At 67.4% G+C, this 23,855-nt stretch carries 22 protein-coding genes; 12 read left to right on the plus strand and 10 right to left on the minus strand.

The window, feature by feature from the left end; all coding sequences use genetic code 11:
* Nucleotides 1-342: 342 nt before the first annotated feature.
* Nucleotides 343-2,412, minus strand: coding sequence for an AMP-binding protein (locus tag ACZ7KI_RS19080; protein WP_470274440.1), 2,070 nt, complete (start codon nt 2,410-2,412; stop codon nt 343-345).
* Between the two features lie 253 nt (nt 2,413-2,665).
* Between ACZ7KI_RS19080 and ACZ7KI_RS19085 the strand changes: the two genes are divergently transcribed.
* Entirely contained in the window at nt 2,666-3,406 is a 741-nt protein-coding gene (locus ACZ7KI_RS19085) for a flavin reductase family protein (RefSeq protein WP_470274441.1), read from the plus strand.
* Here ACZ7KI_RS19085 and ACZ7KI_RS19090 read toward each other — a convergent pair.
* Nucleotides 3,355-5,895 carry a P-loop NTPase fold protein gene (locus ACZ7KI_RS19090; RefSeq protein WP_470274442.1) on the minus strand — a complete coding sequence of 847 codons (2,541 nt, stop codon included), beginning with the start codon at nt 5,893-5,895 and terminating at the stop codon, nt 3,355-3,357. The two genes, ACZ7KI_RS19085 and ACZ7KI_RS19090, sit on opposite strands and share 52 nt — an antisense overlap.
* A 109-nt stretch (nt 5,896-6,004) precedes the next feature.
* Between ACZ7KI_RS19090 and ACZ7KI_RS19095 the strand changes: the two genes are divergently transcribed.
* Nucleotides 6,005-7,255 (plus strand): MFS transporter, encoded by a 1,251-nt coding sequence (locus tag ACZ7KI_RS19095; RefSeq protein ID WP_470274443.1) that lies wholly within the window; start codon nt 6,005-6,007, stop codon nt 7,253-7,255.
* Here the strand turns inward: ACZ7KI_RS19095 and folE are convergent.
* On the minus strand, nt 7,245-7,841 hold the full coding sequence (folE, locus tag ACZ7KI_RS19100; RefSeq protein WP_470274444.1) for a GTP cyclohydrolase I FolE: 597 nt from the start codon (nt 7,839-7,841) through the stop codon (nt 7,245-7,247). The genes ACZ7KI_RS19095 and folE overlap by 11 nt on opposite strands.
* A gap of 135 nt (nt 7,842-7,976) precedes the next feature.
* Between folE and ACZ7KI_RS19105 the strand changes: the two genes are divergently transcribed.
* Nucleotides 7,977-8,693, plus strand: a complete 717-nt coding sequence (locus ACZ7KI_RS19105; RefSeq protein ID WP_470274470.1) for a helix-turn-helix transcriptional regulator — start codon at nt 7,977-7,979, stop codon at nt 8,691-8,693.
* A gap of 3 nt (nt 8,694-8,696) precedes the next feature.
* Here ACZ7KI_RS19105 and ACZ7KI_RS19110 read toward each other — a convergent pair whose 3' ends face one another.
* The gene (locus ACZ7KI_RS19110; protein ID WP_465507210.1) at nt 8,697-9,149 is read right to left on the minus strand and encodes a carboxymuconolactone decarboxylase family protein; all 453 of its coding nucleotides are present in this window, start codon (nt 9,147-9,149) and stop codon (nt 8,697-8,699) included.
* A 73-nt stretch (nt 9,150-9,222) separates the two neighbouring features.
* On the minus strand, nt 9,223-9,918 hold the full coding sequence (locus ACZ7KI_RS19115; RefSeq protein WP_470274445.1) for an SDR family NAD(P)-dependent oxidoreductase: 696 nt from the start codon (nt 9,916-9,918) through the stop codon (nt 9,223-9,225).
* A gap of 109 nt (nt 9,919-10,027) precedes the next feature.
* Here ACZ7KI_RS19115 and ACZ7KI_RS19120 point away from each other — a divergent pair, with 109 nt between their 5' ends.
* Nucleotides 10,028-10,627, plus strand: a complete 600-nt coding sequence (locus ACZ7KI_RS19120) for a TetR/AcrR family transcriptional regulator (RefSeq protein WP_470274446.1) — start codon at nt 10,028-10,030, stop codon at nt 10,625-10,627.
* Here the strand turns inward: ACZ7KI_RS19120 and ACZ7KI_RS19125 are convergent.
* On the minus strand, nt 10,624-12,000 hold the full coding sequence (locus ACZ7KI_RS19125; protein WP_470274447.1) for a cytochrome P450: 1,377 nt from the start codon (nt 11,998-12,000) through the stop codon (nt 10,624-10,626). The genes ACZ7KI_RS19120 and ACZ7KI_RS19125 overlap by 4 nt on opposite strands.
* A gap of 106 nt (nt 12,001-12,106) precedes the next feature.
* Between ACZ7KI_RS19125 and ACZ7KI_RS19130 the strand changes: the two genes are divergently transcribed.
* Entirely contained in the window at nt 12,107-12,721 is a 615-nt protein-coding gene (locus ACZ7KI_RS19130) for a TetR/AcrR family transcriptional regulator (protein ID WP_470274448.1), read from the plus strand.
* Between the two features lie 367 nt (nt 12,722-13,088).
* Here ACZ7KI_RS19130 and ACZ7KI_RS19135 read toward each other — a convergent pair whose 3' ends face one another.
* From ACZ7KI_RS19135 to ACZ7KI_RS19145, 3 genes are all read right to left on the minus strand, one after another.
* Nucleotides 13,089-13,829 carry a glycosyltransferase family 2 protein gene (locus ACZ7KI_RS19135; RefSeq protein ID WP_470274449.1) on the minus strand — a complete coding sequence of 247 codons (741 nt, stop codon included), beginning with the start codon at nt 13,827-13,829 and terminating at the stop codon, nt 13,089-13,091.
* Nucleotides 13,830-13,864: 35 nt separating this feature from the next.
* Nucleotides 13,865-14,218 carry a hypothetical protein gene (locus ACZ7KI_RS19140; protein WP_470274450.1) on the minus strand — a complete coding sequence of 118 codons (354 nt, stop codon included), beginning with the start codon at nt 14,216-14,218 and terminating at the stop codon, nt 13,865-13,867.
* A gap of 67 nt (nt 14,219-14,285) precedes the next feature.
* Nucleotides 14,286-15,122, minus strand: a complete 837-nt coding sequence (locus ACZ7KI_RS19145) for a PaaX family transcriptional regulator (protein WP_470274451.1) — start codon at nt 15,120-15,122, stop codon at nt 14,286-14,288.
* Nucleotides 15,123-15,219: 97 nt separating this feature from the next.
* Between ACZ7KI_RS19145 and ACZ7KI_RS19150 the strand changes: the two genes are divergently transcribed.
* From ACZ7KI_RS19150 to ACZ7KI_RS19180, 7 genes are all read left to right on the plus strand, one after another.
* Nucleotides 15,220-16,125 (plus strand): SDR family NAD(P)-dependent oxidoreductase, encoded by a 906-nt coding sequence (locus tag ACZ7KI_RS19150; RefSeq protein ID WP_470274452.1) that lies wholly within the window; start codon nt 15,220-15,222, stop codon nt 16,123-16,125.
* Between the two features lies 1 nt (nt 16,126).
* On the plus strand, nt 16,127-17,008 hold the full coding sequence (locus tag ACZ7KI_RS19155) for an amidohydrolase family protein (RefSeq protein WP_470274453.1): 882 nt from the start codon (nt 16,127-16,129) through the stop codon (nt 17,006-17,008).
* Nucleotides 17,009-17,026: 18 nt separating this feature from the next.
* Nucleotides 17,027-17,479 (plus strand): MaoC family dehydratase, encoded by a 453-nt coding sequence (locus ACZ7KI_RS19160; protein ID WP_470274454.1) that lies wholly within the window; start codon nt 17,027-17,029, stop codon nt 17,477-17,479.
* Nucleotides 17,480-17,495: 16 nt separating this feature from the next.
* Nucleotides 17,496-18,821: an MFS transporter gene (locus ACZ7KI_RS19165; RefSeq protein WP_470274455.1), complete on the plus strand. Its 1,326-nt coding sequence runs from the start codon at nt 17,496-17,498 to the stop codon at nt 18,819-18,821.
* The gene (locus tag ACZ7KI_RS19170; RefSeq protein ID WP_470274456.1) at nt 18,811-20,274 is read left to right on the plus strand and encodes an acyl-CoA synthetase; all 1,464 of its coding nucleotides are present in this window, start codon (nt 18,811-18,813) and stop codon (nt 20,272-20,274) included. The genes ACZ7KI_RS19165 and ACZ7KI_RS19170 overlap by 11 nt, the downstream gene beginning before the upstream one ends.
* Before the next feature lie 69 nt (nt 20,275-20,343).
* Nucleotides 20,344-20,688: an MmcQ/YjbR family DNA-binding protein gene (locus tag ACZ7KI_RS19175; RefSeq protein ID WP_470274457.1), complete on the plus strand. Its 345-nt coding sequence runs from the start codon at nt 20,344-20,346 to the stop codon at nt 20,686-20,688.
* Nucleotides 20,689-20,976: 288 nt separating this feature from the next.
* Nucleotides 20,977-21,390 carry a RidA family protein gene (locus tag ACZ7KI_RS19180; RefSeq protein ID WP_470274458.1) on the plus strand — a complete coding sequence of 138 codons (414 nt, stop codon included), beginning with the start codon at nt 20,977-20,979 and terminating at the stop codon, nt 21,388-21,390.
* A 776-nt stretch (nt 21,391-22,166) separates the two neighbouring features.
* Here the strand turns inward: ACZ7KI_RS19180 and ACZ7KI_RS19185 are convergent.
* Complete coding sequence (locus tag ACZ7KI_RS19185) at nt 22,167-23,426, minus strand: HNH endonuclease signature motif containing protein (protein WP_470274459.1); 1,260 nt, start codon at nt 23,424-23,426, stop codon at nt 22,167-22,169.
* Nucleotides 23,427-23,855 lie beyond the last annotated feature (429 nt).

Consider the following 23,855-nt stretch of genomic DNA (forward strand, 5'->3'; position numbering starts at 1 on the left):
GTCGTGTGGGGTTGTTGTTTTTTTGTCCCCCCCCCCCCCCCCCTCCACCCCCCCCCCCCCCCCCCCCCCCCCCCCCCCCCCCCCCACGCGAAGTGCTCACATCGGGCATTGCGTCCGGCGGTGGTGTCCCTTGTGGACCCTCAGGGCGCGGCCGGCCAGCCCGGAATCAGGCAGCCACTCACGACCTTCGGATCGCCAAGAGCGATACGGACCAGCAGTTGTACGACTTTGCCGGGGCCCTGACCGTCAGAGTAGGCAAGGAGGCCTTCACTACGAGAAGAAACAGGCCGGTAGTTTCGCGACTCTGCCACAGGCGCTGTCCGGTAAGTCCATAAAGGACGCTTACTGGTCGATCGGCCAGGTCTCGTCCCTGAGCAGCCGCTTGAGCACCTTCCCGGTCGCGTTCCGGGGAAGTTCCTCGACGAAGTACACGTCGCGGGGCACCGCGAAGCGAGCGAGGCGCCGGTGAATGTAGGCGCGGACGTCCTCGGCGTTCATCCTGGCACCGCGTTTCGGGACGATGTACGCCGCGAACCGTTGCCCGAACTCGCGATCCGGCACGCCGATCACGGCCGCTTCGTGGACGCCGGGCAGTGCGACGATGGCCTCTTCGACCGGGCGAGGGGACACGTTCTCCCCACCGGACACGATCATCTCGTCGGCGCGGCCGGTGACGAAGAGCCGTCCGGCGGCGTCCTGGTAGCCGACGTCGCCGGTCGCCATCAGTTCTTCGGCACGCGGCACGCTGGCGCCGTCGGTGTAGCCCTCGAACAGCATGTCGTTGCCGACGAAGATCTGTCCCTCCCAGCCCGGCGGGACGCGGTTGTGGTCGTCGTCGAGGATGGCGACCCGGGTGCCGGGCGGGCACCGGCCCGCGGTGGTCGGCGCCGCGCGGAGGTCTTCGGGCGTGGCGATACTGGCCCAGGAAACCTCTGTGGAGCCGTAAAAGTTGTAGAGCACGTCCCCGAAGGTGTCCATGAACTCGGTGACGATCGTCCCCGGCAGCGCGGATCCGCTGCTGGCGACGATGCGCAGTGACGACAGGTCGTACTTGGTGCGGATCCGTTCGGGCAGGTCGAGGATGCGTTGCAGCATGATCGGGACGGCGAACAACACGCCGCACCGGTGTTCGGCGATGGTCCTCAGTATCTCTTCGGAGTCGAACCGGCGGACCAGCGACAGCGACGCGCGCACCGCCATCCCGATCTGCATTCCGGCGAGTCCCCAGCTGTGGAACAGCGGCGCGGCAACCACGAAACGATCACCGGTGCGGAGCGGGATGCGGTCCAGCATCGCGGCCGAGGTCGCGAGTCCCTTCGGGGTCGGACGGCGTGCGCCCTTGGGAGTGCCCGTGGTGCCCGAGGTGAGCACGACGAGCCTGCCGATCCGGTCCGCCGGTTTCAGTTTGGTGGCGGGCACGCCGGCGATCAGCTGGTCGATCGTCGGGTAGCCGTTCTCGGTTTCCGGCCAGGTGGACAGCCGCAGGAAATCGCCGGGGATATCGGCGATGACCCGCGAAAACTCGTCGTCGGCGAGGACCGCGACCGGTTTGTGCAGGCCGATGACGTTCGCGACCGCGCTGGCGGAAAGCCCGGTGTTGAGCAGGATGACGTCCACGCCGAGTTTGCTGCACGCGATCAGTGACTCGACCATCGCGGCGTGGTTGCGGCACAACAGGGCGATCCGGTCACGCGAGCGGACTCCACGCAGTGCCAACGCGTTCGCGATCTGGTTGCTGCGATTCGCCGCCTGCTTGAACGTCCGGACGTTGCGTTCGTCGCGCAGCGCCGGCTCGTCCGGCACGCGGGCGGCGTTGGCCGTGTAGCCGCCCGCGACGGTCGCGCCCCACTGCGACAGCGAGGACAGCTGCCGGGCGATCTTGTCCGGCCGGGCGGCCGCGAGCACACCGGCCTTGATCAGGGTGCTCGCCGTGTGCAGCGTGGTGGCCTTGGTATGCGCGGGTTCCTCTTGCGGTGGCGCGGCCCGGCCCGAAAGGTGCAGGTCGATCCGCCGGGACACCGCGCGGACGCTGCGTTTGAACGACGCGGCGGACACGAGATGCGCGTGCCGCGCGGGAAGCATCAACTGCGCGACGAGTTCCGTGCCTTCGTCGGGAGCAGGCCTCAGTTCGACCGAGACCCAGTTGCCGTCGTCCTCGACCCCGCACCAGACGACGTGCTCGCCGGGGCGCCACACCCTGGCCTCGATCTCGCCGACGACGAGTTTGCCCGGCCGGGGCTCCAGGCGAATGAGGCATTTCGGACCACGTCCGCGTTCGGCGGGCTGCCGGATCTCGCACCAGCTGATCTCCGCGACGAACCTCGAGTAGGACTCGGGATCGCCGATCACTTCCCAAACCTGACCGGGAGAGTGCTCGATGATCGAGCTCGCCTGGACCACATCGTCTCGCATGCGATTCGCCTCACCACGCGCGTTCGGTGTTGACCGGGCAGCTGCCGGCGCCTCCTTTGTATTCAAGTTCGGCGAACCTACCAGCAATCGGCCGAACGCAATACTCCGAACGACACGGGGTCCTCGACCGCCCAAGGGAACCTCCAAGGAAAGAGTAGAAGGTTCCGGCCTGGCGGGCTGCCTGCCGACGGGGTTGATCGCGACGTCCGATTCACGCCAGCCTTCGTCCCTTGGCGCGGCGAAGCTGACGGACGTGACAGTTACCACGACGGCGGCCGAGACCGCGCACACCCGTATCGAGCCGGGAATCCTCTACTTCGGCACCCCGGTGGTGCTCCTCTCGACGTCGAACGAGACCGGGTCTCCGAACCTGGCTCCGATGTCGTCGGCGTTCTGGCTCGGCTGGCGGGGGATGCTCGGCTTGGGCGCGAAATCCAAGACGGCGCAGAATCTCATGCGAAGTCGCGAATGTGTTCTGAATCTCCCTTCCGATGGTCTGGCGGCCGCCGTCGACAGGCTCGCCCTGACCACCGGATCGGATCCCGTCCCGGCCCGCAAGTACGAACGCGGCTACCGGTACGAAGCCGACAAGTTCGGCAGGGCCGGGCTCACCCCGGTCGCGTCGGAGACCGTCCGGCCGCCCCGTGTGGCGGAATGCCCGGTGACGATGGAGGCCGTCGTCGAGGCCGTCCACCCGCTCGCCGAGGACGACGAGGCACAGCGCGGTGGCGTGCTCGTGTTCGAGGTCCGCGTGCAGCGCGTTCACGTCCACGACGACATCCGGATGCCGGGCACCGACGACCGGATCGACCCCGACCGGTGGCGGCCGCTGATCATGAGCTTCCAGAAGCTCTACGGTCTCGGCCCGCAGGCCCATCCATCGACTCTGGCGCGGATCCCGGAAAGGCTCTACCGGGGCCCCGACATCGAGCGGTCGCGGGTTCAGCCGTCGCGGGAGAACGAGAACCGGTTCACCAACGGCAACCAGCGCTGATAGGACGCGGCCCGGTCCGGCCACGACTCGCCGGACAGGCCGCGTTCGAGCTTCGGCCGCAGTTCGTGGTCGTTCAGCGACGACACGATCTCGAGCACGCTGTCGCCGGGATCCGTCCCGTCGAGTGAGGCGAAGAACCAGGAGACCGCCTCCGGGTGCCCGACGAGTACCGACAGCAGCACCAGCACCGCCCTGAACGGTGCTTCGCGTGTGCCGTCGGCGAGGAACTCGGCCAGTTCTTCGCCGGCGAGGCGCGCCCGCAACAGCCGATACAGGTTCAGCAGCCGTTTCGCGGCGCGCGGTGACCGGACGAGCGGGGCCAGCGTGGCCAGGAAGTCCAGTTCCGGCGTCGAGATCACCAGCCGAGGAGGTCGAAGGTCTATTGTGGACTGTTCGGACGACGGTCCAGGTGTTTCCTCGCGACGAGGAGCCGGTGCGACCGCATCCGGAGAGCGGTCGTCGGTGGGCTGATCCGGTTCGGCGGGAGCGGCCTCCGATGTGGCGTCCTGACCCTCGGTGGCGGCGAGCCCGCGCACGAGCCCCGCGAACCCTGGATCGTCCATGGGGGACAACGTGAACGGCACCTGGAAGATCTTCTCCAGGTAGCTCTCGGCGAAGGTCTCCGGATCGTCGCCGAGCATCTCCTCGTAGTGCTGCTCGACGGCCTTCTTCAGCCATCGGGAGTCGACACCCACCACGACGACGAAAACCGGCAGCGCCAGCAGGAGATGGATGGCTTCGAGGACCTGGACGACGACCTTGGGCGGGCAGCGGTCGAGGTCGTCGATGTACAGCACGGTCCGTTCGATCTTCCCCGAACCGTGCGGTACCTCGGCGAGCATGGTCGCGAACGTCTCCAGATCTTTGCGCAGCAACGAGACCACGCCCAGATGTTCGAGGTAGTCCGAGACCCGGGACTCGGCGAACGACACGAGATCCAGCCCGGGCGCGAGTTCGGTGACCGCCTTTTCGAGCCGGTCGGATTCGGCGTCCAGTTCGGCGAGGCGCCGCTCGGTCTCGGTGTCCTCTTCGGACGGACCGCCGAGATCGTCGAGCGCCTGATGGATCCGGCCGGCGCTGGCGCGCATCCGCAGGACGACGGTCAGCGCGGAACTCACCACGGTGAGCCCGCCGAGTACGCCCGACACCTGCGACTGCCCCAGGAGGAGCGTGACCACCAGTACGGTCACCAGTCCGCCGATCAGGACCAGCAACGGAACCGGATCCTGCCGCAGCCGTCGCCAGAATTCGGCGACGTCCGAGCGCAGCCCGCCGGTTTCCTGCGCGAGGCGTTCGAGATCCTCGGCGGTCGGCCGCTCGACACCGAGCCGGGACGCGATCCAGGCCTTGTCCGCGTCGGTGAGGCTGTCAAAGACCGCGCGGACGTACTCGCGTGGCTTCCGCCGACGCCGCTTCGCCTGTTTCTGTTGTGCGGTCAGAGTTCGGCGTTCGAGGCGGACAGCGCTGAGCCTGCCGAGAAGGGTCTTCTCCGTCTTGCGGCGTTCCGCGAGCGCGTCGGCTTGGCGCTGGAGATCGTTCTCGGCGCCGCTCGCGGCGAGGTTGTCGAAGATGTGGGTGGCGAGACTGGCGAGAAGGTTCGCCTCGCTGTAGTGCCAGGCGTTGAAGCTGATCTGGCGGACGCTCGAACAGTACGAGGACACGGTCTTACCGTGCGCTCCGGCCGCGGTTTCGGCCTCTTGCGCGGAGTCGGCGAGTTCGCGGACGCGCAGTTGCATCTGGCGCATGAAGAAGCTCTTGCCGGAACCCCAGCTGCCGAACAGGCCGATCGACAGGGGAGGGGTGATCATCCGCGAGACGACGAGATCGGCGAGCATCCGCACGTCGGGACCGATGTCGAGGCGGTCTATGCCGTCGTCGGTGTCGGGTCGGTAGTCGGCGACGTGAGCGGAGAAGGGATCGGGGCCCGCCGTCACACTCGAGTCATCATTCTTCCCACGTGCCTTGGCGAGTTGGCCGACGGTCCGGGTCGGCGGGCCGGCGTACATCTGCTCGGCGGCGGCACGCTCCGCGTCGGATAACTCCGGCAGGATGTGATGGACCGAGGGACGAAGGCGATCGAGAGCGAGACGCAAATCCGGGTTCTCGTAGTTTCTCGTGCCGATCAACCCGAGCACGCGCCGAGCGGGGTTCTTCGCCAGCCAGTTGGCAACGGAAGCGGCGTCGCGGACGATCACTCGGGGCAGCTTGTTGTCGAGCCAGATCACCGCCGGAGCGTCACCCTCGTCGAACACGAGATCGTCGGTCTCCGGCTCGATGACCAGTTCCCTTCCGGCGTGCACCGCGAGCAGGGCTTCGAAGGCTGTTCGACGGGCCCCCGAGTTGCTCTCGAACACGATGAGCGTGAACTGGTCGGCCGAAAGTGTGGCCTTGACGGCTTTGTCGATGTCGCGAGGCAGGTAGACACCGAGTTTCGAACCCAGTGGCTTGCTCTTCAGCAGAATCGTCGGATCGACTTCACGCACCAGCACCGGTCACGCACCCCTCCCAAGGCCGAACGGAAGGGCAGTCTAGAGGGCGGCCGCTCAGCTCTGCGTGAAACTCCGCCTCCTCTCGGTCACCTCTCGCTACGTTGATCTCATGGCCGGGGAGAAGCTCGACGGTAGATACGCGAAGATCTGGGCGGCGAGTACGACTTCCGCGTTGGGCAGCGGTCTCGCGACGGTGGCGGCGCCGCTGCTGATCGCTTCCCGTACCGACGACCCCCTCGTGGTCTCGGGCGGATTCGCGGTGGCGTGGCTGCCTTGGCTTCTCTTCGCACTGCCGGGTGGCGTGCTGGTCGACAGGGTGGACCGGCGGAAACTGATGATCACCCTCGACTGGATCCGCGTGCCTGCCGTCGCGGTGCTGGCGGTCGCGATCACGACGGGGAACGTCAGTGTCGCCTTGCTGTACGCCATCCTCTTCGTGATCAATTCCGGAGAAGTCGTGTTCCGCACGGCGAGTGGCGCGATGTTGCCCTCCATCGTCCCGAAGGTGTTGCTGGAGCGGGCGAACGGGCGGCTGTACGCCGGGACGACGCTGGCCCACGGCATGCTTTCCGGGCCGCTGAGCGGTTTCCTGTTCGGTGTCGCGGCGAGTATCCCGTTCTTCGTCAACGCCGGCACGTACGCGGTCAGCGCACTGCTGCTCGGGCTGATCGGGGGCGCCTACCGGTCGCGGCCCGAGGACGGCCCCGGTGAGCCGGTGAAGCGACGCTCGATCCGGTCCGAGGCGGCCGAAGGGTTCCGCTGGCTCGCCGGTCAACGGCTGCTGCGGACCATGGTCGGGCTGATCGGCCTGCTCAACCTGACCCTCGTCGCGGCCACGTCGGTACTGGTACTGCTCGCGAAGGAGCGGCTCCAGCTGGGGGCCGTCGGCTACGGCCTGCTCTTCACCTGCATGGCGGTGGGTGGCCTGCTCGGTTCGCTCACGGGCGACCGGCTGATCGCCTGGTGCACACCGACCTGGACGTTGCGGATCGGCCTGCTGATCGAGGCCGGGACCCATCTGGTGCTGGCGACGAGCACGAGCGCGGCGGTGGTCGGCGTGACGTTGTTCCTGTTCGGCGTGCATGGCGCGCTGTGGGGCATCGTCGGCAGTTCCCTGCGCCAGCGGCTCACCCCACCGGAGATGCTCGGCCGGGTCGGCAGCACCAGCCTGTTCATCGTCGCGGGCGGCAACTGTGTCGGGGCCTTGCTCGGTGGCGCGGTGGCCTCCAGGTTCGGGCTGACGACGCCGTACTGGGCGGGCTTCGTGGTGGCGGTGCTCGTTTCCGCCGTCACCTGGAGGGTGTTCGACCGCGCCGTCGTTTCCGCGGCCTACGCGGAGGAACCCGCTGTCAGCCGTTGATACCGGTGAGGGCGAAGAACTCCTGGCGCGACCGGGCGTCTTCGCGCAGAGTGCCGAGCAGGGTGGAAGTGACGGTGCTCGATCCGGTGGCCTGGACGCCGCGCAGGGTCATGCACGAGTGCTCGGCCTCGATCACCACACCGACGCCACGAGGGTCGAGCTGCTCGTCGAGCCAATCGGCGACCTGTTTCGTGAGGCGTTCCTGAACCTGCGGGCGGCAGGCGAAGTGCTCCACGATCCTGGCCAGCTTGGACAAACCGAGGATCCGCTCACCCGGCAGGTAACCGACGTGCGCGACCCCGACGAACGGCAGCAGGTGGTGTTCGCAGACCGATCGGACGGGGATGCCCCTGGCGAGGACGAGTTCGTCGTAGCCCTCGTCGTTGGGGAAGGTCGTGAGGTCGAAGGAGCGCGGGGTGAACAGCTCGGCGTACGCGCGCGCCATCCGGCCGGGGGTGCCGCGGAGGCTCTCGGAGTCCAGCGAAATGCCCAGTGCGGTGAGGAAGTCGGCGGCCGCGGCTTCGGCGGCCGCCAGGTCCGGTCCCGGCCCGGGTTCGTGCACGACGCGCAAGGCGGGAGTGGACATAAGGCCTCCTAGGCTGTACCGCGAACCCCGTGCTATTCGACTAAAGAATTTGGGCGTTTTATCGCCTGCCGGTTCAGCCTACATGGTAGATCCACGGTCCAGGATGTTCCGCCGGTTGAGATAGGCGATATCGTGGTGTACGTGACAGTGTCCGACCCGGACGGCCTCGACACCACCGCCATCGCCGCGGTGGCGGCGCTCGACGACGACCTGCGCCGCGGCATGTACGTCTACGCCCGGCGCGCCCGACGTCCGGTGACGCGGGACGAGGCGGCGGCCGCGGTCGGGATCTCCCGCAAACTCGCCGCGTTCCACCTCGACAAACTCGTGGCGGCCGGGCTGCTCCGGTTCGGCTTCGCGGCGGGCCCGGCGACCAAGGTGGGGCGCAAGCCCAAGGTCTATGAACCCGTCGAGGAAGCCGTCCAGGTGCAGCTGCCCGCGAGGCGGCACGAGATCCTGGCCGGCATCCTCACCGAGGCCGTGCTCGCCGAAGGATCGGGCGAAACGGCGCGGGACGCCGTGTTGCGGGTCGCGGGGGAGCGCGGCCTCGCCCTTGGTGAAGAGGAACGCGCGCGGACCCGGCCCGGCAGGCTCGGCGTGGAACGCGCGCTCACCGTGGCCGAAGGAATGCTCCGCCGCTTCGGTTTCGAACCGAGCCGGGACACCCAGACCTGTGTGCGGCTGCGGAACTGCCCGTTCCATCCGCTCGCCGCCGAGGCGCCCGAGCTCGTCTGCGGCCTCAACCAGGCGTTCCTCGCCGGTTTCCTGACCGGCGTGCGCGCCGGGAACGTGGAGGCTGTCCTCGCTCCCGGCGCGGCCGAGTGCTGTGTGGAGCTGCGGCAGGCCCGGTGAAACTCAGGCGGCGCCGGCGATCTGCCGGGTCGCGACGTTGAGCCGGTTCCAGGTGTTGATGGCGGCGATGGAGAGGACCAGGCTCGAGAGCTGCTTCTCGTCGTAGTGGCGAGCAGCCTCGTTCCAGACCTCGTCGTCGACCGGGTCGGCCCGGTCCGCGATCCGGGTGAGGGCCTCGGCCAGCGCGAGTGCCGCGCGTTCGGCGTCGGTGAAGTACGCCGTGTCCCGCCACGCCGCCACGGTGAAGATCCGCTCGTCGGACTCGCCCGCCTTGCGCAGTTCCTTGGTGTGCATCTCCAGGCAGCCGCTGCAGCCGTTGATCTGGCTGGCGCGAACGTGCATGAGGTAGTGCGTGGTGTTCGGGACACCGGTGTCCCCGGTGGACTCCGCCAGTGCGATCAGGGCCTTCAGTGTGGCGGGGTTCGCCATCGCGGGGTTCGGGATCCGGGCTTCCATGATGTTCTCCTTCAAGGTCTCCGTCTTGCTTTCACCGCACTGACGGATCCCGGATGAAGAGTGTGACCGGGTGCTACCAAGGCACCATCTCGCCGTGCAGATCGAGGAACTGGAGACCCCGAGCACCTGCCTGCGCTTCGAGGACGTCGACCACGGCCGGGATGCTCTTCTCGGGATCGAGCGGCGCGCCGGGGCCGCCGAGGCGGGTGCGGTTGTGGCCGGGGTCGATGAGGAGTTTAGTCTGCCCGTCGGTGGCATGGCGGGTCGCGTAACTGCGCATCAGCTGGTTGAGCGCGGCTTTGCTGGCCTTGTAGAGCTCGTAGCCGTCTTCGGTGTTCCGCGAGATGCTGCCTTGTTCGGACGACATCACCGCGACTGTGCCGCCGGGCGCGACCAGACCGCGCAGGGCTTCGAGGGTACGCAGCGGGCTCAACGCGTTGGTGATCATCACCTCGGTGAACATGTCGTCCGGGACCTCGGCGATCGGCAGGTTCCCTCGGTCGATCGCGGCGTTGACGAAAAGCAGGTCGAGTTCGGTGCCGTCCAGTCGCTCGCGCAGGGCGGCCAGCTGGTCGCCGCTGGTCATCTCCAATGACTCGACCCGCAGCCGCCCGTTCGAGGCATCGGCCTTCGCCTGTAGTTCGCCGCCGCTCTGGCGTGTCGTGGCGATGACCTGCCAGCCGCGGCGGGTGAGCTCGTCGGCGAGGACGAGCCCGAGCCCACGGGAGGCGCCGATGACGAGCGCTTGCCGGTCGGCAGTGTCGGACACGGGAACTCCCTGGGGATGGGGATGTTTGTCTAGACGCGACGTTGCGTCTAGACAATAGCACGGCACCTGACGGCCTGGCGGGGGCGCGCTGACCGGTACTGTGGTCCGCATGTCAGCCGTGAATTCGCAGCCCCGCAGGGCGCGCTCCGGCAATCAGCGCGACGAGGCGGCCCGCCTCGCCGTGCTTCATGCCGCGGACGATCTGCTCGTCGAGCACGGCTTCGCGCGCTTGACCATTGAGGCGATCGCCCGCCGGGCAGGCGTCGCCAAGCAGACGATCTACCGCTGGTGGCCTTCGAAGGTCGAGATCCTGCTCGACACGCTCATCGAAGACAGCGAAAAGCGGTTCCCCGTCCCGGCGGACGAGTCCACTCGGGACAGCATCCGCGGTTACTTCCGCGCTTTCGCCCGGTTCGTCACTCGTGACCCGGCCGGAAAGGTCCTGCTCGCACTCGTCGCCGAAGCGCAACACAATCCCGAAACGGCCAAGAGCCTTCAAAGCCGTTATCTCGGCCCGCGCCGAGAACTGGAGCGCGAGCTTCTCGCGAGCGGAATCGAGGCCGGCGAGGTCTCGCCGAGGCTCGACGTCGACGCCGCGATCGACGCCGTCGTCGGCCCGATCGTCTACCGCGCCCTGACCGGCGTGAGCATCCCGCGCGGCTTCGTGGACGCCCTTTTCGAAGACCTGCTCGAACCCCGCGAGGGCTAAACCGTCACCGTCGCGCGGTCGCGGAGTGAGACGTCGAGCTTGAAGCCCTCCGGTTTGAGGGTGAGCAGTTCCTGCACCTTCAGCCGGTAGGACGGGTCGCCGCGGAGGTCGTACCGGCTCAGCAGCATGCCCAGCACCAGCGTCGCCTCGTGCAGGGCGAACTGCCGTCCGATGCAGGCCCGTTCCCCGGTGCCGAACGGCTTGTAGACATGCGCCGGGCGGGCACGGTTGCGCTCCGGGGTGAAGCGGTCGGGATCGAACGACTCCGGATCGTCTCCCCACACGGGATCACGGTGCAGGGCGGGGATGAGGACGAGCGCCCACTGCCCCTTCCGCATCGGATACCGGCCGCCGACGACGGTGTCCACCTGGGCCTGCCGCGCGAACGCGGGCGCCGTCGGCCACAGCCGCAGTGCCTCGTCGAGTACGCGCCGGACGTAACGGAGCTTGGCGACCTCTTCGTAGGACGGGTCCGGGTTCTCGCCCCAGACCATGTCCACTTCGGACTGGGCGCGGGCGAGCACGTCCGGATTCCGTGCCAGGTAGTACAGCGCGAACGACAGCGCGCCCGACGTCGTCTCGTGCCCGGCGATCAGGAAGGTGATGATCTGGTTCCGGATGTTGACCTCGTCCAGCGCTTCGCCGGTGCCCGGCCGCGTGGTGTTCAGCATGAGCCCGAGCAGGTCGTCGGTGCTCGGGTCTTCCCGGCGCGCCTCGACGACCTCGTCGACAACGGACCGGAGGAAGGCCAGGTCGGCGTCGTTGCGTTGGTTCGCTTTCCGGCTGAGGAGCGGGCCGATCACCGGCGGCTGGAGCACCTTCCGCTGCGCGTGCCGCAGCGTGCGGACCATCGCGGCGACGAATGGATGCGGTTCGGCGCGTTCGAACGACGAGAAGCTGTAGCCGAAGCCCGTCCGCCCGATGGTCTCCAGCGTCAGCTTGGTCATGTCGCCCGTGACGTCGACCTCGCCGCCCCGGTCCCAGGTGTCCAGCAGCTCGCGGGTGATCGCCAGCATCGTCGGGTGATAGCGCTGCATGGCGTTGCGGCTGAAGGCGGGCGCGAGAATCTCGTGCGCGCGCCGCCAGTTGGGCTCTTCGTTGTGCGCGGTGAACAACCCGTCGCCGCCGAGCGGTCGCAGGTTCGAGATCGCGGGCGTGACGTGTTTCGCGAACCGTTTCTCGTCGGAGAGGTCGGCGACCATGTCGGCACCGTGGACGAACACGATCTCGCGGCCGAACACCTTGCGTTCGAACACCGGGCCCAGTTCGGCGGCGTGCCGCATCGAGTCCTGGACCGGGGTCTTCGGCGAAACGCCGAGCACGTCGCCGATCAGGGGGATCCGGCGCGGGGGATGGGGGAGAGCGGTGGCCATCGGGCCCCTCCAGGTGAGCAGTGGTGAATCCGAGCGCTGTTGAATCGGCATCCAATAGTGAGCGTGGCGCGTTACTGAACTCGTGTCAAGTAAGTACGATGACCGGATGGCGCCGAGTACCTCCGGAAGGCCCCGCAGCAGGCTGAGCACCGCCGAGCGGCGGGAACAGCTGCTGCGGATCGGCGCCCGCCTGTTCGCGGAGCGGCCGTACGACGACGTGTGGATCGAGCAGGTCGCGGACATCGCCGAGGTGTCGCGAGGCCTGCTCTACCACTACTTCCCGACGAAACGGGACTTCGTCACCGAGGTCGTCAAGGCCGAGGGCGAACGGCTGCTCGCCATGACCAGGACCGATCCCACGCTGCCGGTCGCGGATCAGCTGGTGGCGGGGCTCGACGCGTACCTCCGCTACGTCGAAGCCAACAAGGACGGCTACCGGGCCCTGCACGCGGGCACGTCGATCGCGGTGGACGACGTCCGGGAGATCCTGGACCGCAACTTCGCCGAACAGGGCCGCCGGATCCTGGCGGTGCTGTGCCCGGACGGCGAGCCGCCGGAGACGCTGCGCGTGACCGTCCGGGGCTGGTTGGCGTTCGTCGTCGCGGTCTGCCTCGACTGGCTCAAATACCAGCGGCTGACCAGGGACCAGACCCGCGATCTGTGCGCCAAGGCGCTGCTCGACATCGTCGCCGCGTCACCGGACGTCCACATCGACCTGTAGGGCTGGGGGTCAGGTGATTCGTGGTGGAGATGGTGGGATCGGGTTCGCTCATGTGGCTCAATCCGGCGCTTGACTGTCCACAAGGGACGCAGTCCTAGATTGCAGAGTCCGATTTGGGCGATTTGCGTGTATTCGCACTCACGACCCTACGCAGAACCGTACATAAGGGCATCAATCGGTCATCTAATCGCCAAGATGTGTCCCTTGTGGACACTTAGCGTCGGTCGGCTTTCGTCGACCAGTCCAGACCCGCGTCGCGAAGGCCTCCTTCCCTACCTTGAGAGTAGGGAAGGAGGCCTTCACAGCCCTGCGGGCAACGGCGCATCGTCTGCCCTGCACAGCACACCCGCGAGCAGGCTGAGTTCGGCTACTTCTCACTACGCCGAGCCAGCATGATTTCGGCGCGTTCCCCGATCAGCTTCATGCGCGCTAGCCGCTCGGCGTCGTCGTTGTGCGCGGCGGATTTGGTGACCTGTCCGGCCCACTTCCGGTAGTACATGCCGCAGGTGGCCACGAAGTATCCGACGGCCGACGCGTTCGCCGCCAGGATCAGCCCGGTGTCCTCCGATGCGGGCAGCGCCATCCAGCCGCCCAGCTCCAGCAGCAGGTCGCGGCGGATGCACAGCGTCCCGGCCACCACCGGCGACAGATAGTCGTTGCGCCGCCAGTACCGGAGGATCGCGCCGGGTTCGATCGGCCCTTCCTCGGGATCGCTGTCGACGCCCGCCGTGGTCCCGTCCGGGAAGAGGTCGAGGACCCGGCAGGTGGTCCAGCCGATCGCGGAATCCTCGAGCGCCGCGATATCCCGTGCGAGCGCGCCCGGCGCCAGCACGTCATCCGCGTCGAGTGCCTTGATCAGCTCCCCGGAAGCACGGGACAGTGCCATCATCCGCGCGACCCCGGGGCCACCTCGGCGACCGGAACCGGTCAGCACCCGCTCATCGGCGGGGAGGACGTCGCCGAGCAGACCGGTGTCGCCGTCCTCCTGCACCAGCCATTCCCAGGTCCAGCCCGGCGGGAGTTCCTGCGCCGCGAGGGATTCGTAGGCCTCGGTCAGATAGGGCAGGCTCGGCGGGTGGACCGGGGTGATCACGCTGATGACGGGCACGAGCGGAATTTACCCGCGGCTGTCGCGGCGTGACGTCACGCCTTCACGCCCAGCAGTGCCTTGATCTTCTCGACCGTATCCGCGTGGCCGTTCTCGCCGGGTTTCGCGGTTTTTGCGGTGGCCTGCGTGGTGAACGTGACCGATCGACTGGTCGCGATCGCCCGCGCGATGAGGTCACACCCGCGGACGATCGTGACAGAGGCGATGAGCGCGATGATGATCGCCGCCTGCTGACCGAGGGAGAAACCCGCCAGCGGCGCGCCGAAGACCGTGATCAGTCCGGTGGCGCTGGCTCCTGCTGTGGTGGCCTTGGTGATGTTGAGCGTCGTCGATCTGATGGCGTCTTTGTCGTCGGGTTTGTTCCAAAGACGGATGTCATGTTTCGCCATGGCGGACTCCTTGCCTCACCTGGCAGTCGGCGCCCGGCCGAAAGCGTTAACCCGGTTGACCTATCGGCTATCCGTCCGTGACCTCGACGACGTCGAGCACTTCTTCGGCCAATCGGGTGGAAGCGTCCCGCATCCGCTCGTCGTGCCGCGCGAAAACCTGCTCCGCCCGGATCGCGGGCCAGTCGTCGGGCAGGTGTTCCGCCGGGAGATGCGGATCCTGGCGTACGGCCTGGAGCCAGTCGGTGTGCAGCAGCAGCCGGCGGGCGAGGTCGTCCGGAGCCGATGGAAGCGGCTTCGGCGTGTCCCAGCGGTCGAGGAAAGTGTGGAATCGCGCGGAGATCGCGTCGATGTCGAAGGCCTTGCGTACCAGGTCGGCCGATTCCGTCGGTTTGGCCTCCTGCGCGGTGAACACGGTGACGTGGTCGAGCAGGCCGAGCGGACCGGCGATCGCGGTGACGTCCCTGGTGCCCGGCGCGATCCACAAACCGTTCTGCAGTAGGCCGAAACCCGCCCAGACGAGCTGACTGCGCAGATCGTGCCGGTCACTGCGCCTGCTGTCGGGCAGCGAATAGCCGACGAGTGTCCAGGTGCCGTCCCAGTCGCGGTTGACCGCGCCGGTGTCGCGGATCCGCCGCCCTCCGTCCTCCAGCACTTCGGTCGCCCGAGCCGTCAGTCCGAAGTAGACCCGGCGGCCGTGGCGTCGTTTGAGCAGCAGGCCGCGGCCGACCATCCGGGTCAGCGTCGACCGAACCGCCTCTTCGGAGACGCCGACGCGAGCGAACACGTCGATCACGCTTCCGGAGTAGACGGCGGTTTCGTGACCGAGCACGTGCATGCCGAGGAACGTGAGCATCAGGGATTGCGGCCGATGGGCCTGGCCGGGTGCGGTGTCGTCTTCGGTCACGGAGAGCAGCTTAGCCGATGATGTTGGGCAGATTATTGACGGCAGTTCTGATTGTGCCTACTTTGAGATGCGCAACGGACGACGAGAGGACGGCTCCATGGACTTGTCGGGCAAGGTCGCGGTGGTCACCGGCAGCGGCCGCGGGCTGGGAAGGGCCTACGCGGAAGCGCTCGCCGCCGCCGGTGCCGCGGTCGTGGTCAACGATGTGGACGAGGCCGCCGCCGTCGAAACCGTCGACGCGATCGGGAAGGCGGGCGGCCGCGCCGTTCCCGTCGTCGCGCCGGTCGGTGACGCCGAGGTCGCCGGACGGCTCGTCGCCACCGCGGTCGGGGAGTTCGGGCGGCTCGACACGATGGTCACCAACGCCGGAATCCTGCGGGACCGGGTGCTGTGGAAGATGTCCGACGACGATTTCGACGACGTCGTCCGCGTCCACCTCCGTGGCACGTTCACCTGCGCGCGGGCCGCCGCGGTGCGGATGCGTGAGCAGGGGGACGGCGGCAGGCTGATCCTGGTCTCCTCGCCGGCGGGGCAGCGAGGCAACTTCGGGCAGACCAACTACGCCGCCGCGAAGGCCGGGATCGCCGCGATGGCCCGTACCTGGGCGGCGGAACTGGCGAAGGCCGAGATCCTGGTCAACGCCGTCGTCCCGGTCGCGGCGACCGAGATGACCCGCACCATCCCGGCTTTCGCGCCGGTGATCGAAGAGGCCGAGCGCACCGGAGAACCGTTCCCGCCCTGGCTCCGTCGTGACGAAGGGCTGGGAACGGTCGAGGACGCCGCCTCGCTCGTCGTCTTCCTGGCTTCGGACGAGGCGAAAGGCATCACCGGTCAGGCGATCGGCATCGGCGGTGACCGGCTCTCGCTCTGGGCGCACCCGCGGGAGAAGGCCGTGGCGTTCGCCGACGGAGGCTGGACCGCCGACGGGATCGCGGCCTCCTGGCACGCCGGGGTCGGCGCCGCACCGGAGAGCTTCGGCATCCCCGCGCCGAAGGGGCCGTGACATGCCCATCAACCTCGACGAGGTCGACGCCATCGACGTCCACACGCACGCGGAGATCTCCAAGGACGGCCACGGCTCGTTGAGCCCGGCGTTGTTCGGCGCCTCGGAGAAGTACTTCAAGGCGCACGGGCATCGGCAGCCTTCGATCGCGGAAATGGCGTCCTACTACCGGGAACGCAGGATGGCCGCGGTCGTGTTCACCGTCGACGCCGAATACGCCACCGGCCATCCGCGCATCGCGAACGAGGAGGTCGCCGAGAGCTGCGCCGAGCACGGCGATGTGCTCATCCCCTTCGCGAGCGTCGATCCGTGGAAGGGCAAGGCGGGCGTCCGCGAGGCACGCAGGCTGGTCGGCGAATACGGCGTCCGCGGGTTCAAGTTCCACCCGAGCATCCAGGGTTTCGCGCCGAACGACCCGATGGCGTACCCGCTTTACGAGGCCATCGAGGAACTCGAGGTCCCCGCGCTGTTCCACACCGGACAGACCGGGATCGGCGCCGGTGTCCCCGGAGGGGGCGGTATCCGGCTCAAGTACTCGAATCCCATGCTCGTCGACGACGTCGCCGTCGACTTCTCGGAACTCCGGATCATCCTCGCGCATCCGTCGTTCCCTTGGCAGGACGAGGCCTTGGCCGTCGCGACGCACAAACCGTATGTCCACATAGACCTGTCGGGCTGGTCGCCGAAGTACTTCCCGCCGCAGCTCGTCCGGTACGCCAACACCTTGCTGAAGGACAAGGTGCTGTTCGGCTCCGACTATCCGGTGATCACCCCGGACCGCTGGCTCGCCGACTTCGCCGAGCTGGAGATCAAACCCGAGGTCCGCCCGAAGATCCTCAAGGACAACGCGGCGAAGCTGCTCGGTCTCGTCAAAACCGACTAGGACACGGCTAGGAGAACCATGACCCACGCGAACGGCATCGAAGAGATCAAGGCCCTCGCGGGCGCGGACCTCGGGCACGGCGACTGGCTGGAGATCACCCAGGACCGCATCGGACGGTTCGCCGACGCCACCGACGATCACCAGTGGATCCACGTCGACCCGGAACGCGCGGCCGACGGCCCGTTCGGCGGCACCATCGCGCACGGATACCTGACACTCTCTTTGCTGATCCCGCTTTTCAGCGACCTGCTGCGGATCACCGGCGTGCGGATGAGCGTCAACTACGGGCTGGAGAAGGTGCGGTTCCCCGCTCCGGTCCCGGCAGGCGGCAAGATCCGCCTCGCCGGGAAGGTCGCGGAGGTGACCGATATCGCCGGGGGAGTGCAGATGGTCCTCGACTTCACGATGGAACTCGACGGTTCCGCCAAACCCGCGTGCGTCGCGCGGGCCGTCTACCGGCACTACGCCTGACGACAAGGGGAAAGCCATGCGATCCCAACGTAACGTCCAGCTCCGCCGAGCGGTCGCTTCGAGCTACCTCGGCAGCCTCATCGAGTACTACGACTTCCTCCTCTACGCCACGGCTTCCGCGGTCGTGTTCAGCAAGGTCTTCTTCTCCAACCTCGATCCCGCCCTCGCGACCGTCGCCAGCTTCGGCACGTTCGCCACCGGCTACCTCGCGCGGCCACTGGGCGGCGTGCTCTTCGGCCACTTCGGCGACAAGCTCGGCCGCAAGCGGATGCTCGTGCTGACGATGACGCTGATGGGCGTCTCCAGCTTCCTCATCGGGCTGCTGCCCACCTACGCGGACGTGGGGGCGGCCGCGCCGATCGGACTGATCCTGTTGCGGGTACTGCAAGGTATCTCGGTCGGCGGTGAATGGGGTGGCGCGGTCCTGATGTCGGCCGAGCACGCCACCTCCCGCCGCGGCCTGTGGGCCAGCTTCGCGAACGCGGGTGCCCCGAGCGGGATGGTCGTGTCCACGGTCGCGATGACGGGGACGGTGGCGGTCACCGGCGAGGCGGCGTTCCTCGACTGGGGCTGGCGGGTGCCGTTCCTGCTCAGCGTCGTCCTGCTCGGGATCGGGTTGTTCGTCCGGTCCAAGGTCGAAGAGACCCCGGCGTTCCTCGCCGCCAAGACCGCGGCGCCGCGACGGCGATACCCGTTGATCGCGGTCCTGCGCGATCAGCCGAAGACGTTGCTGCTGGGGGTCGGAGTCGGCTTGGCCGCGTTCGTCGTGCAGGGGACGCTGACGACGTTCGTGCTCGCGTACGGCGTCCAAGCGGGACACGGACGCCAAACCGTGCTGAACGCGCTCACCGTCTCCTCCGTCTGCGCGGTGGTGGGGATCATCGGCTGGTCGGCGGTCTCGGATCGGTTCGGCAGGCGGCCGATCGTGCTGATCGGCGCGATCGTGACGGCGGTGTACGGGTTCCTGCTGTTCCCGCTCGTCGACAGCGGTAGTGGCGCGCTGCTGCTCGTGGCGCTCGTGATCGGGCAAGGCGTGCTGCACCCGATGATGTACGGGCCGCTGGCGGCGCTCTACACCGAACTGTTCGCCACCGAGAACCGCTACACCGGCGCCTCGCTGGGATACCAGCTCGCCGGTCTCGGCGCCGGCTTCGCACCGGTGCTCTTCGCCGAATTTCAGCGTGCGTCGGGCGGCCCGTCGACCACGGCGGTGTCCTTGACGATCGCGGCGTTCTGTCTCCTTTCGGCGGGCTGTGTCCTGGCGCTGAAGGAGACGAACCGGCGAGACTTGATCGAGGCCGGCCCCGTCCGCTCCACCGCCGAGGCCGCAGATGCGGGATGAAGGAATCGGCGGCTGGCCAGCCCGCCGCGCACGGATCTCCCCACAGCGGACCGCGCTGCTCTTCGAAGACGAACCGACGTCGTACGCCCAGCTGGCCGTGCGCATCGCGAAGCTGGCGTCACGGCTCACGGCGGCAGGCGTACGCCAGGGTGATCGCGTGGCCTACCTCGGCCCGAATCATCCGGCGTTCGTCGAAACCCTGTTCGCGGCCACTTCGCTCGGCGCGATCTTCGTCCCGCTCAACTTCCGGCTGACCACGCCGGAGATCGAACACATCCTCACCGACTCCGGCGCCACAGTGCTGATCTACGCGCCGCAGACGGCGAAGGTCGTCGATGGGCTGGACACCGTCAACGCGCAGCTGATCACGCTGGAGGACTACGAAACCTGGCTCGCCGAGGGCGACGAGACCCCGGCCGAGGTGACAGTGAAGCCCGACGACGTCGCGCTGATCCTGTACACGTCCGGCACCACGGGACGGCCGAAGGGCGCGACACTCACGCACGCCAACCTGCTGTGGAACACCTTCAATCTGCTGATCGGGGTGGACGTCGGCGGCGACGAGGTCACACTCGTCACCGCGCCGCTCTTCCACATCGCCGCCCTGGCGCAGACGCTGTTGCCGACCCTGATCAAGGGTGGTTGCGCGCTGCTCACGGAATCCTGGGACGTCGACCGCTGTTTCGACCTGATCGAGCGGTACCGCGTGACCTGGATGTTCGGGGTGACGACGATGTACGCCGCGCTGTCGGCGTCCCCGCGATGGCCGTCGGCCGACCTGTCGTCGGTGCGAAGCCTGATCTGCGGCGGCGCCGCGGTCCCGGAGGAGCTGGTGCGGACGTACCAGCGGCGCGGGCTCGTGTTCTGCCAGGGCTACGGGCTGACCGAAACCGCACCGGGCGTGACGTTCCTGGAGGCGCGTGAGAGCGAAGGCAGGGCCGGCTCCGCGGGCGTACCCGTGTTCTTCGCCGATGTCCAGCTCGACCCGCCGGGCGCGGGGCCGGGGGAGATCCTGGTGAAAGGGCCGAACGTGACCCCCGGCTACTGGCGGAACCCGCAGGCGACCGCGGCCGTGTTCACGGAGGACGGTTGGTTCCGCACCGGAGACCTGGCCACCGTCGACGAGGACGGGCACTACCGGATCGTCGACCGCCTGAAGGACATGTTCATCTCCGGCGGGGAGAACGTGTACCCGGCCGAAGTGGAGAACGTCCTGTACGAACATCCCGCGGTGGCCGAAACCGCGGTCATCGGCGTCCCGGACGGAAAATGGGGCGAGGTCGGCTGTGCCTTCGTCGTCCCCTCAGGTGACGTCGGTGGTGACGAGTTACGCGAGTTCTTGCTCGGACGGCTGGCGAAGTACAAGGTGCCGTCGAGGTTCGAGTTCGTCGAGCGGTTGCCCCGGACCGCGTCCGGAAAGGTGCGCAAGGCGGAGCTGCGGGCGGGCTCCTGATCTTGTCGGCCTGTCCGCCTAGACTGTGGCCGCCGGGTTTCTTGGGGGCAGCTGTGTTTGGGGTTCAGGATGGGTGTGCCGAGCGACGAGTTCCACCGGATGCTGGAAAAGCTCGCCGACGTCGAGCGTTCCGACGCGAGGGACTGGGAGTCGTTCAGCGTGCGCGGAAAGCGATTCGGCTACTACTGGCCGCGCACTCAGACCGTCGGCTTGAAGCAGACCCTGACGGAACAAGAGGCCCTCGTGGCCGAGCGGCCGGACGTGTTCGAGGTGCAGTTCACGGCGGGAGGATTCGGCTGGGTGGTCGTCCACCTCGACGGTCTCGACGCCGACGAGCTGAACGAACTCGTCTACGAGGCCTGGCGGCTGTCCGCTCCCGAAGAACTGGTCGAGCAGGTTCCGCCGCCCTGTTGAGGGCTACGAGCGTGTTGACGTGGGTCACTGTCTCGGCCGGAACATTCGGCCCGTGTGTGCGTTGTACAGGGTATCGATACGGATGGTGCCCCCGGGCCTCACCCTTCGCCTTCATGGAATACCGGTTCGGCCGGAGCCATGTCGTGCCTTTCGCCGAGAGGCGGCCCACCGTATCGGCCCTTAACTCCCGCCTCCGCTCGCAGGTAACCCCCAGGCCTTCGCTGAGCGGGGCGGGTCTTTTCGTCAGGGCTGTGCCGCGTCCCCAATGCGGATGTGGATCATTGAGGGATGAGCTCACGTCGTTGGAACCCTGAAGGAGTCGCGTCGCCCGTCGGGCGGTACAGCCACTTGGCCGCCGTCCCGCCGGAGTGCGAGATCGTCTTCCTGTCGGGACAACTCGGCGTCCTCCCGGACGGCAGCCTGCCAGGCGCGGACGCGGAGGCGCAGGGACGGCAGATCTTCGCCAACATCGAGGCGCTGCTGACCGCTGCCGGCGGTGAACCGCGGCACCTGGTGAAACTGCTGACGCTTGTCAGTGGAACGGAACACTTGGCGGGCTACCGCGCCGCCCAGGTGGAGGCCTTCGGTCGATGGTTCCCGGAGGGGGATTTCCCGGCACAGTCGCTGGCCGTGGTGGCAGCACTGGCGGCACCGGAGTACGCCGTCGAAGTGGAAGCCGTGGCGGCGATTCCGCGCTCGTGATGGAGCGTTCGCTGGTGGTCTTTCCCTTTTGTTTTCGGGTAGGGGGTTGGGGCGATGTAGGTCACTGGGTTTTGGGGAACATTCGGCGCGTGAATGCGTTGTAATGGGTGTCGGTACGGATGGTGCCCCCGGGCCTCACCTTTTGCCTTCATGGAATACCGGTTCGGCCGGAGCCATGTCGTGCCTTTCGCCGAGAGGCGGCCCACCGTACCGGCCTTGAACTCCCGCTTCTGCTCGCAGGTGACCCCCAGACCTTCGCTGAGCGGAAGCGGGACCTTTTTGTTTCCAGGGTGAAAGATGCTGTGGCATGCCGAGGGCCCGTCTCCGGTGTGGCTGGGCAGTGCAGCGAGCGGCGTAGTGAAGGCCTCCTTCCCAACTCTGAGGGTCAGGGGCGCGGGAAAAGTCGGCGGGCTATCGGGTTCGACGATGGAGGAATGGGGACGGTGTGTGTCCTGAGTTCCCGCATCGTCGGACAGGTCGCCGGTCTCGTGCCGGTCACGACCGGTGGACCGGCAACCAAGCGGGGAGGATTCCGGACGTCCAACGGCCGCGATCTTCCCCACCCGTCACCAGCCGCACCAGTGGGTAAACAAGACAAGTCCGTGAGAACCCGAAACGCCACTCACGACTCACCTGACCGGCGCTATGCGACTCTGCGGCGACCCTGGCTCTGAGGGTAGGGAGGGAGGCCTTCACGGCTTTCTCCAGAGTGATTTGTGGGCATGACGAGGGGCCCGTCGCCGGTGTGGCTGGCGGGCTCCTCGGGTTCTACGGGGTTAAGCGGTGGCGCGGTGGAGGGTGTTGCGCCGGGGTCTTCGTAGCGGATCCAGGTACTGGGGTGGTGTGAACTCGGGTAGTCCGTCGGGTGCCATCCGGACTTGCCAGTCGCCGTGGTGGATCAGCCGGTGGTGAAAACCGCACAGCAGGGTGAGATTCCGCAGGTCCGTCGGGCCGCCGTCGGCCCAGTGATCAATGTGGTGGGCATGGCAGTGCTTGGGCTGCCGATGGCAGCCGGGGAAGGCACAACCGCGGTCGCGGATGTTCAACGCCCGTCGTTGGCCTGGGGTGACGAACCGTCTCAGGCGGCCCATGTCGAGGGGTTCACCAGCGGCGCTGAGCACTACCGGCAGCATCAAGCAGTCGCAGGCGGCGAGTCGTGCTTCGCGGGCGGTCATCTGGCCGACGAAGTCCAGGCACGCGGTCCCGATCCCGGTTTTGAGTTGCTCAAAGCCGATGGTGACGTGGAGCAGCGTCCGGTAGCCAGAGGTGCCGGGCTGGTCCGGGCACGCGATCGCCAGGTCCAGGATCTCCGCGAAGGCGTCACCCTGGCGCTCCGGTTTCGTGCGAGGGTCGGCTTGGCCGAACTCGTCCACGGGTCGCGGTTTCGCGTAGGCATCGAGAACGGCGGCGGTGCGGGCACCCAATTCGTCATCCAGAAGCCCGGTCAGTTTCCAGAAGCCGTCTTTGCGGCGTTCCAGGGTGACTTCCCGCGCGGGCTGGGCGGGTTCGGGGTCCTTGGGTTCGTTGCCGTCGGGGTCGAGCCAGGCCAGCAGGTTTTCTTCGGCCTGTCTGAGCTGTCTCGGCCCGGCCTCGCGAGCGAGGTCGGCGAGGATCTTTTCCGCGCACTCCCGATCCTCCGCAGCCACCTCCGCCGGGATCTTCTTCAGGAACTCCAGTATCTGATCGATGCGATGGTCCCCGATCGCGCCATCAGCAGCCGCCGCGGCGGTCGCCGGAGCCACCGGCGGGATCTCGGTGCCGTCCAGTGCGCGGGTCGGGTTCAGTGCGATCGCGCGACGCACGATCGGCCCTGCTTCACCTCGGGTCAATCCCGCGACATCGGCGAACCACGACACCGTGGAACCATAGCCATACAAGTCTTTCGGACCGCGAGACTCGATCTCCGCCAGAAACCGCCCCAGCGCGGCGGAAGCCACCCGGATCACCTGCAGGGACTGCTGCACGCCATGGCCAAGCTCCAGCTTGCCAGCGCGCCACAACTCCTGCGGCAGTTCAGGAAGGAAGGTCTCGGACACCTCTCGATAATACCAAATCTGATCGAACGTGTGTTCGTAATTTTAAGTGACAATGAAACGGCCGCATTGACCACTGAAGGGTGATATTGCCAGGTAAGCCAGCTACCGTGCGCGGCACCTGCATTTAGTCGACTAAATGCGGTAGGCGACCCCTGTGGGAGCCGCTCACATGAAGCCCCCGGTAGGGCGCTGACCCAATTTCAAGCGACAATGAACCGGCCACATCGACCACTGAAGAGTGATATCGCCAGGTAGGTCAGCTACCGCGCGAGACGCCCGCATTTAGTCGGCTAAATGCGGTAGGTGGTCGTGGGGGGGGGGGGGGGGGGGGGGGGGGAAGAAACACCACAACCAAACCCAAAAAAAAAAAAAAAAAAAAAAAACAAAACAAACAAAACCAACCACAAAACCCCCCAAAAAAACACACAA

It is taken from the genome of Amycolatopsis sp. NPDC039088 (genome assembly GCF_055598845.1).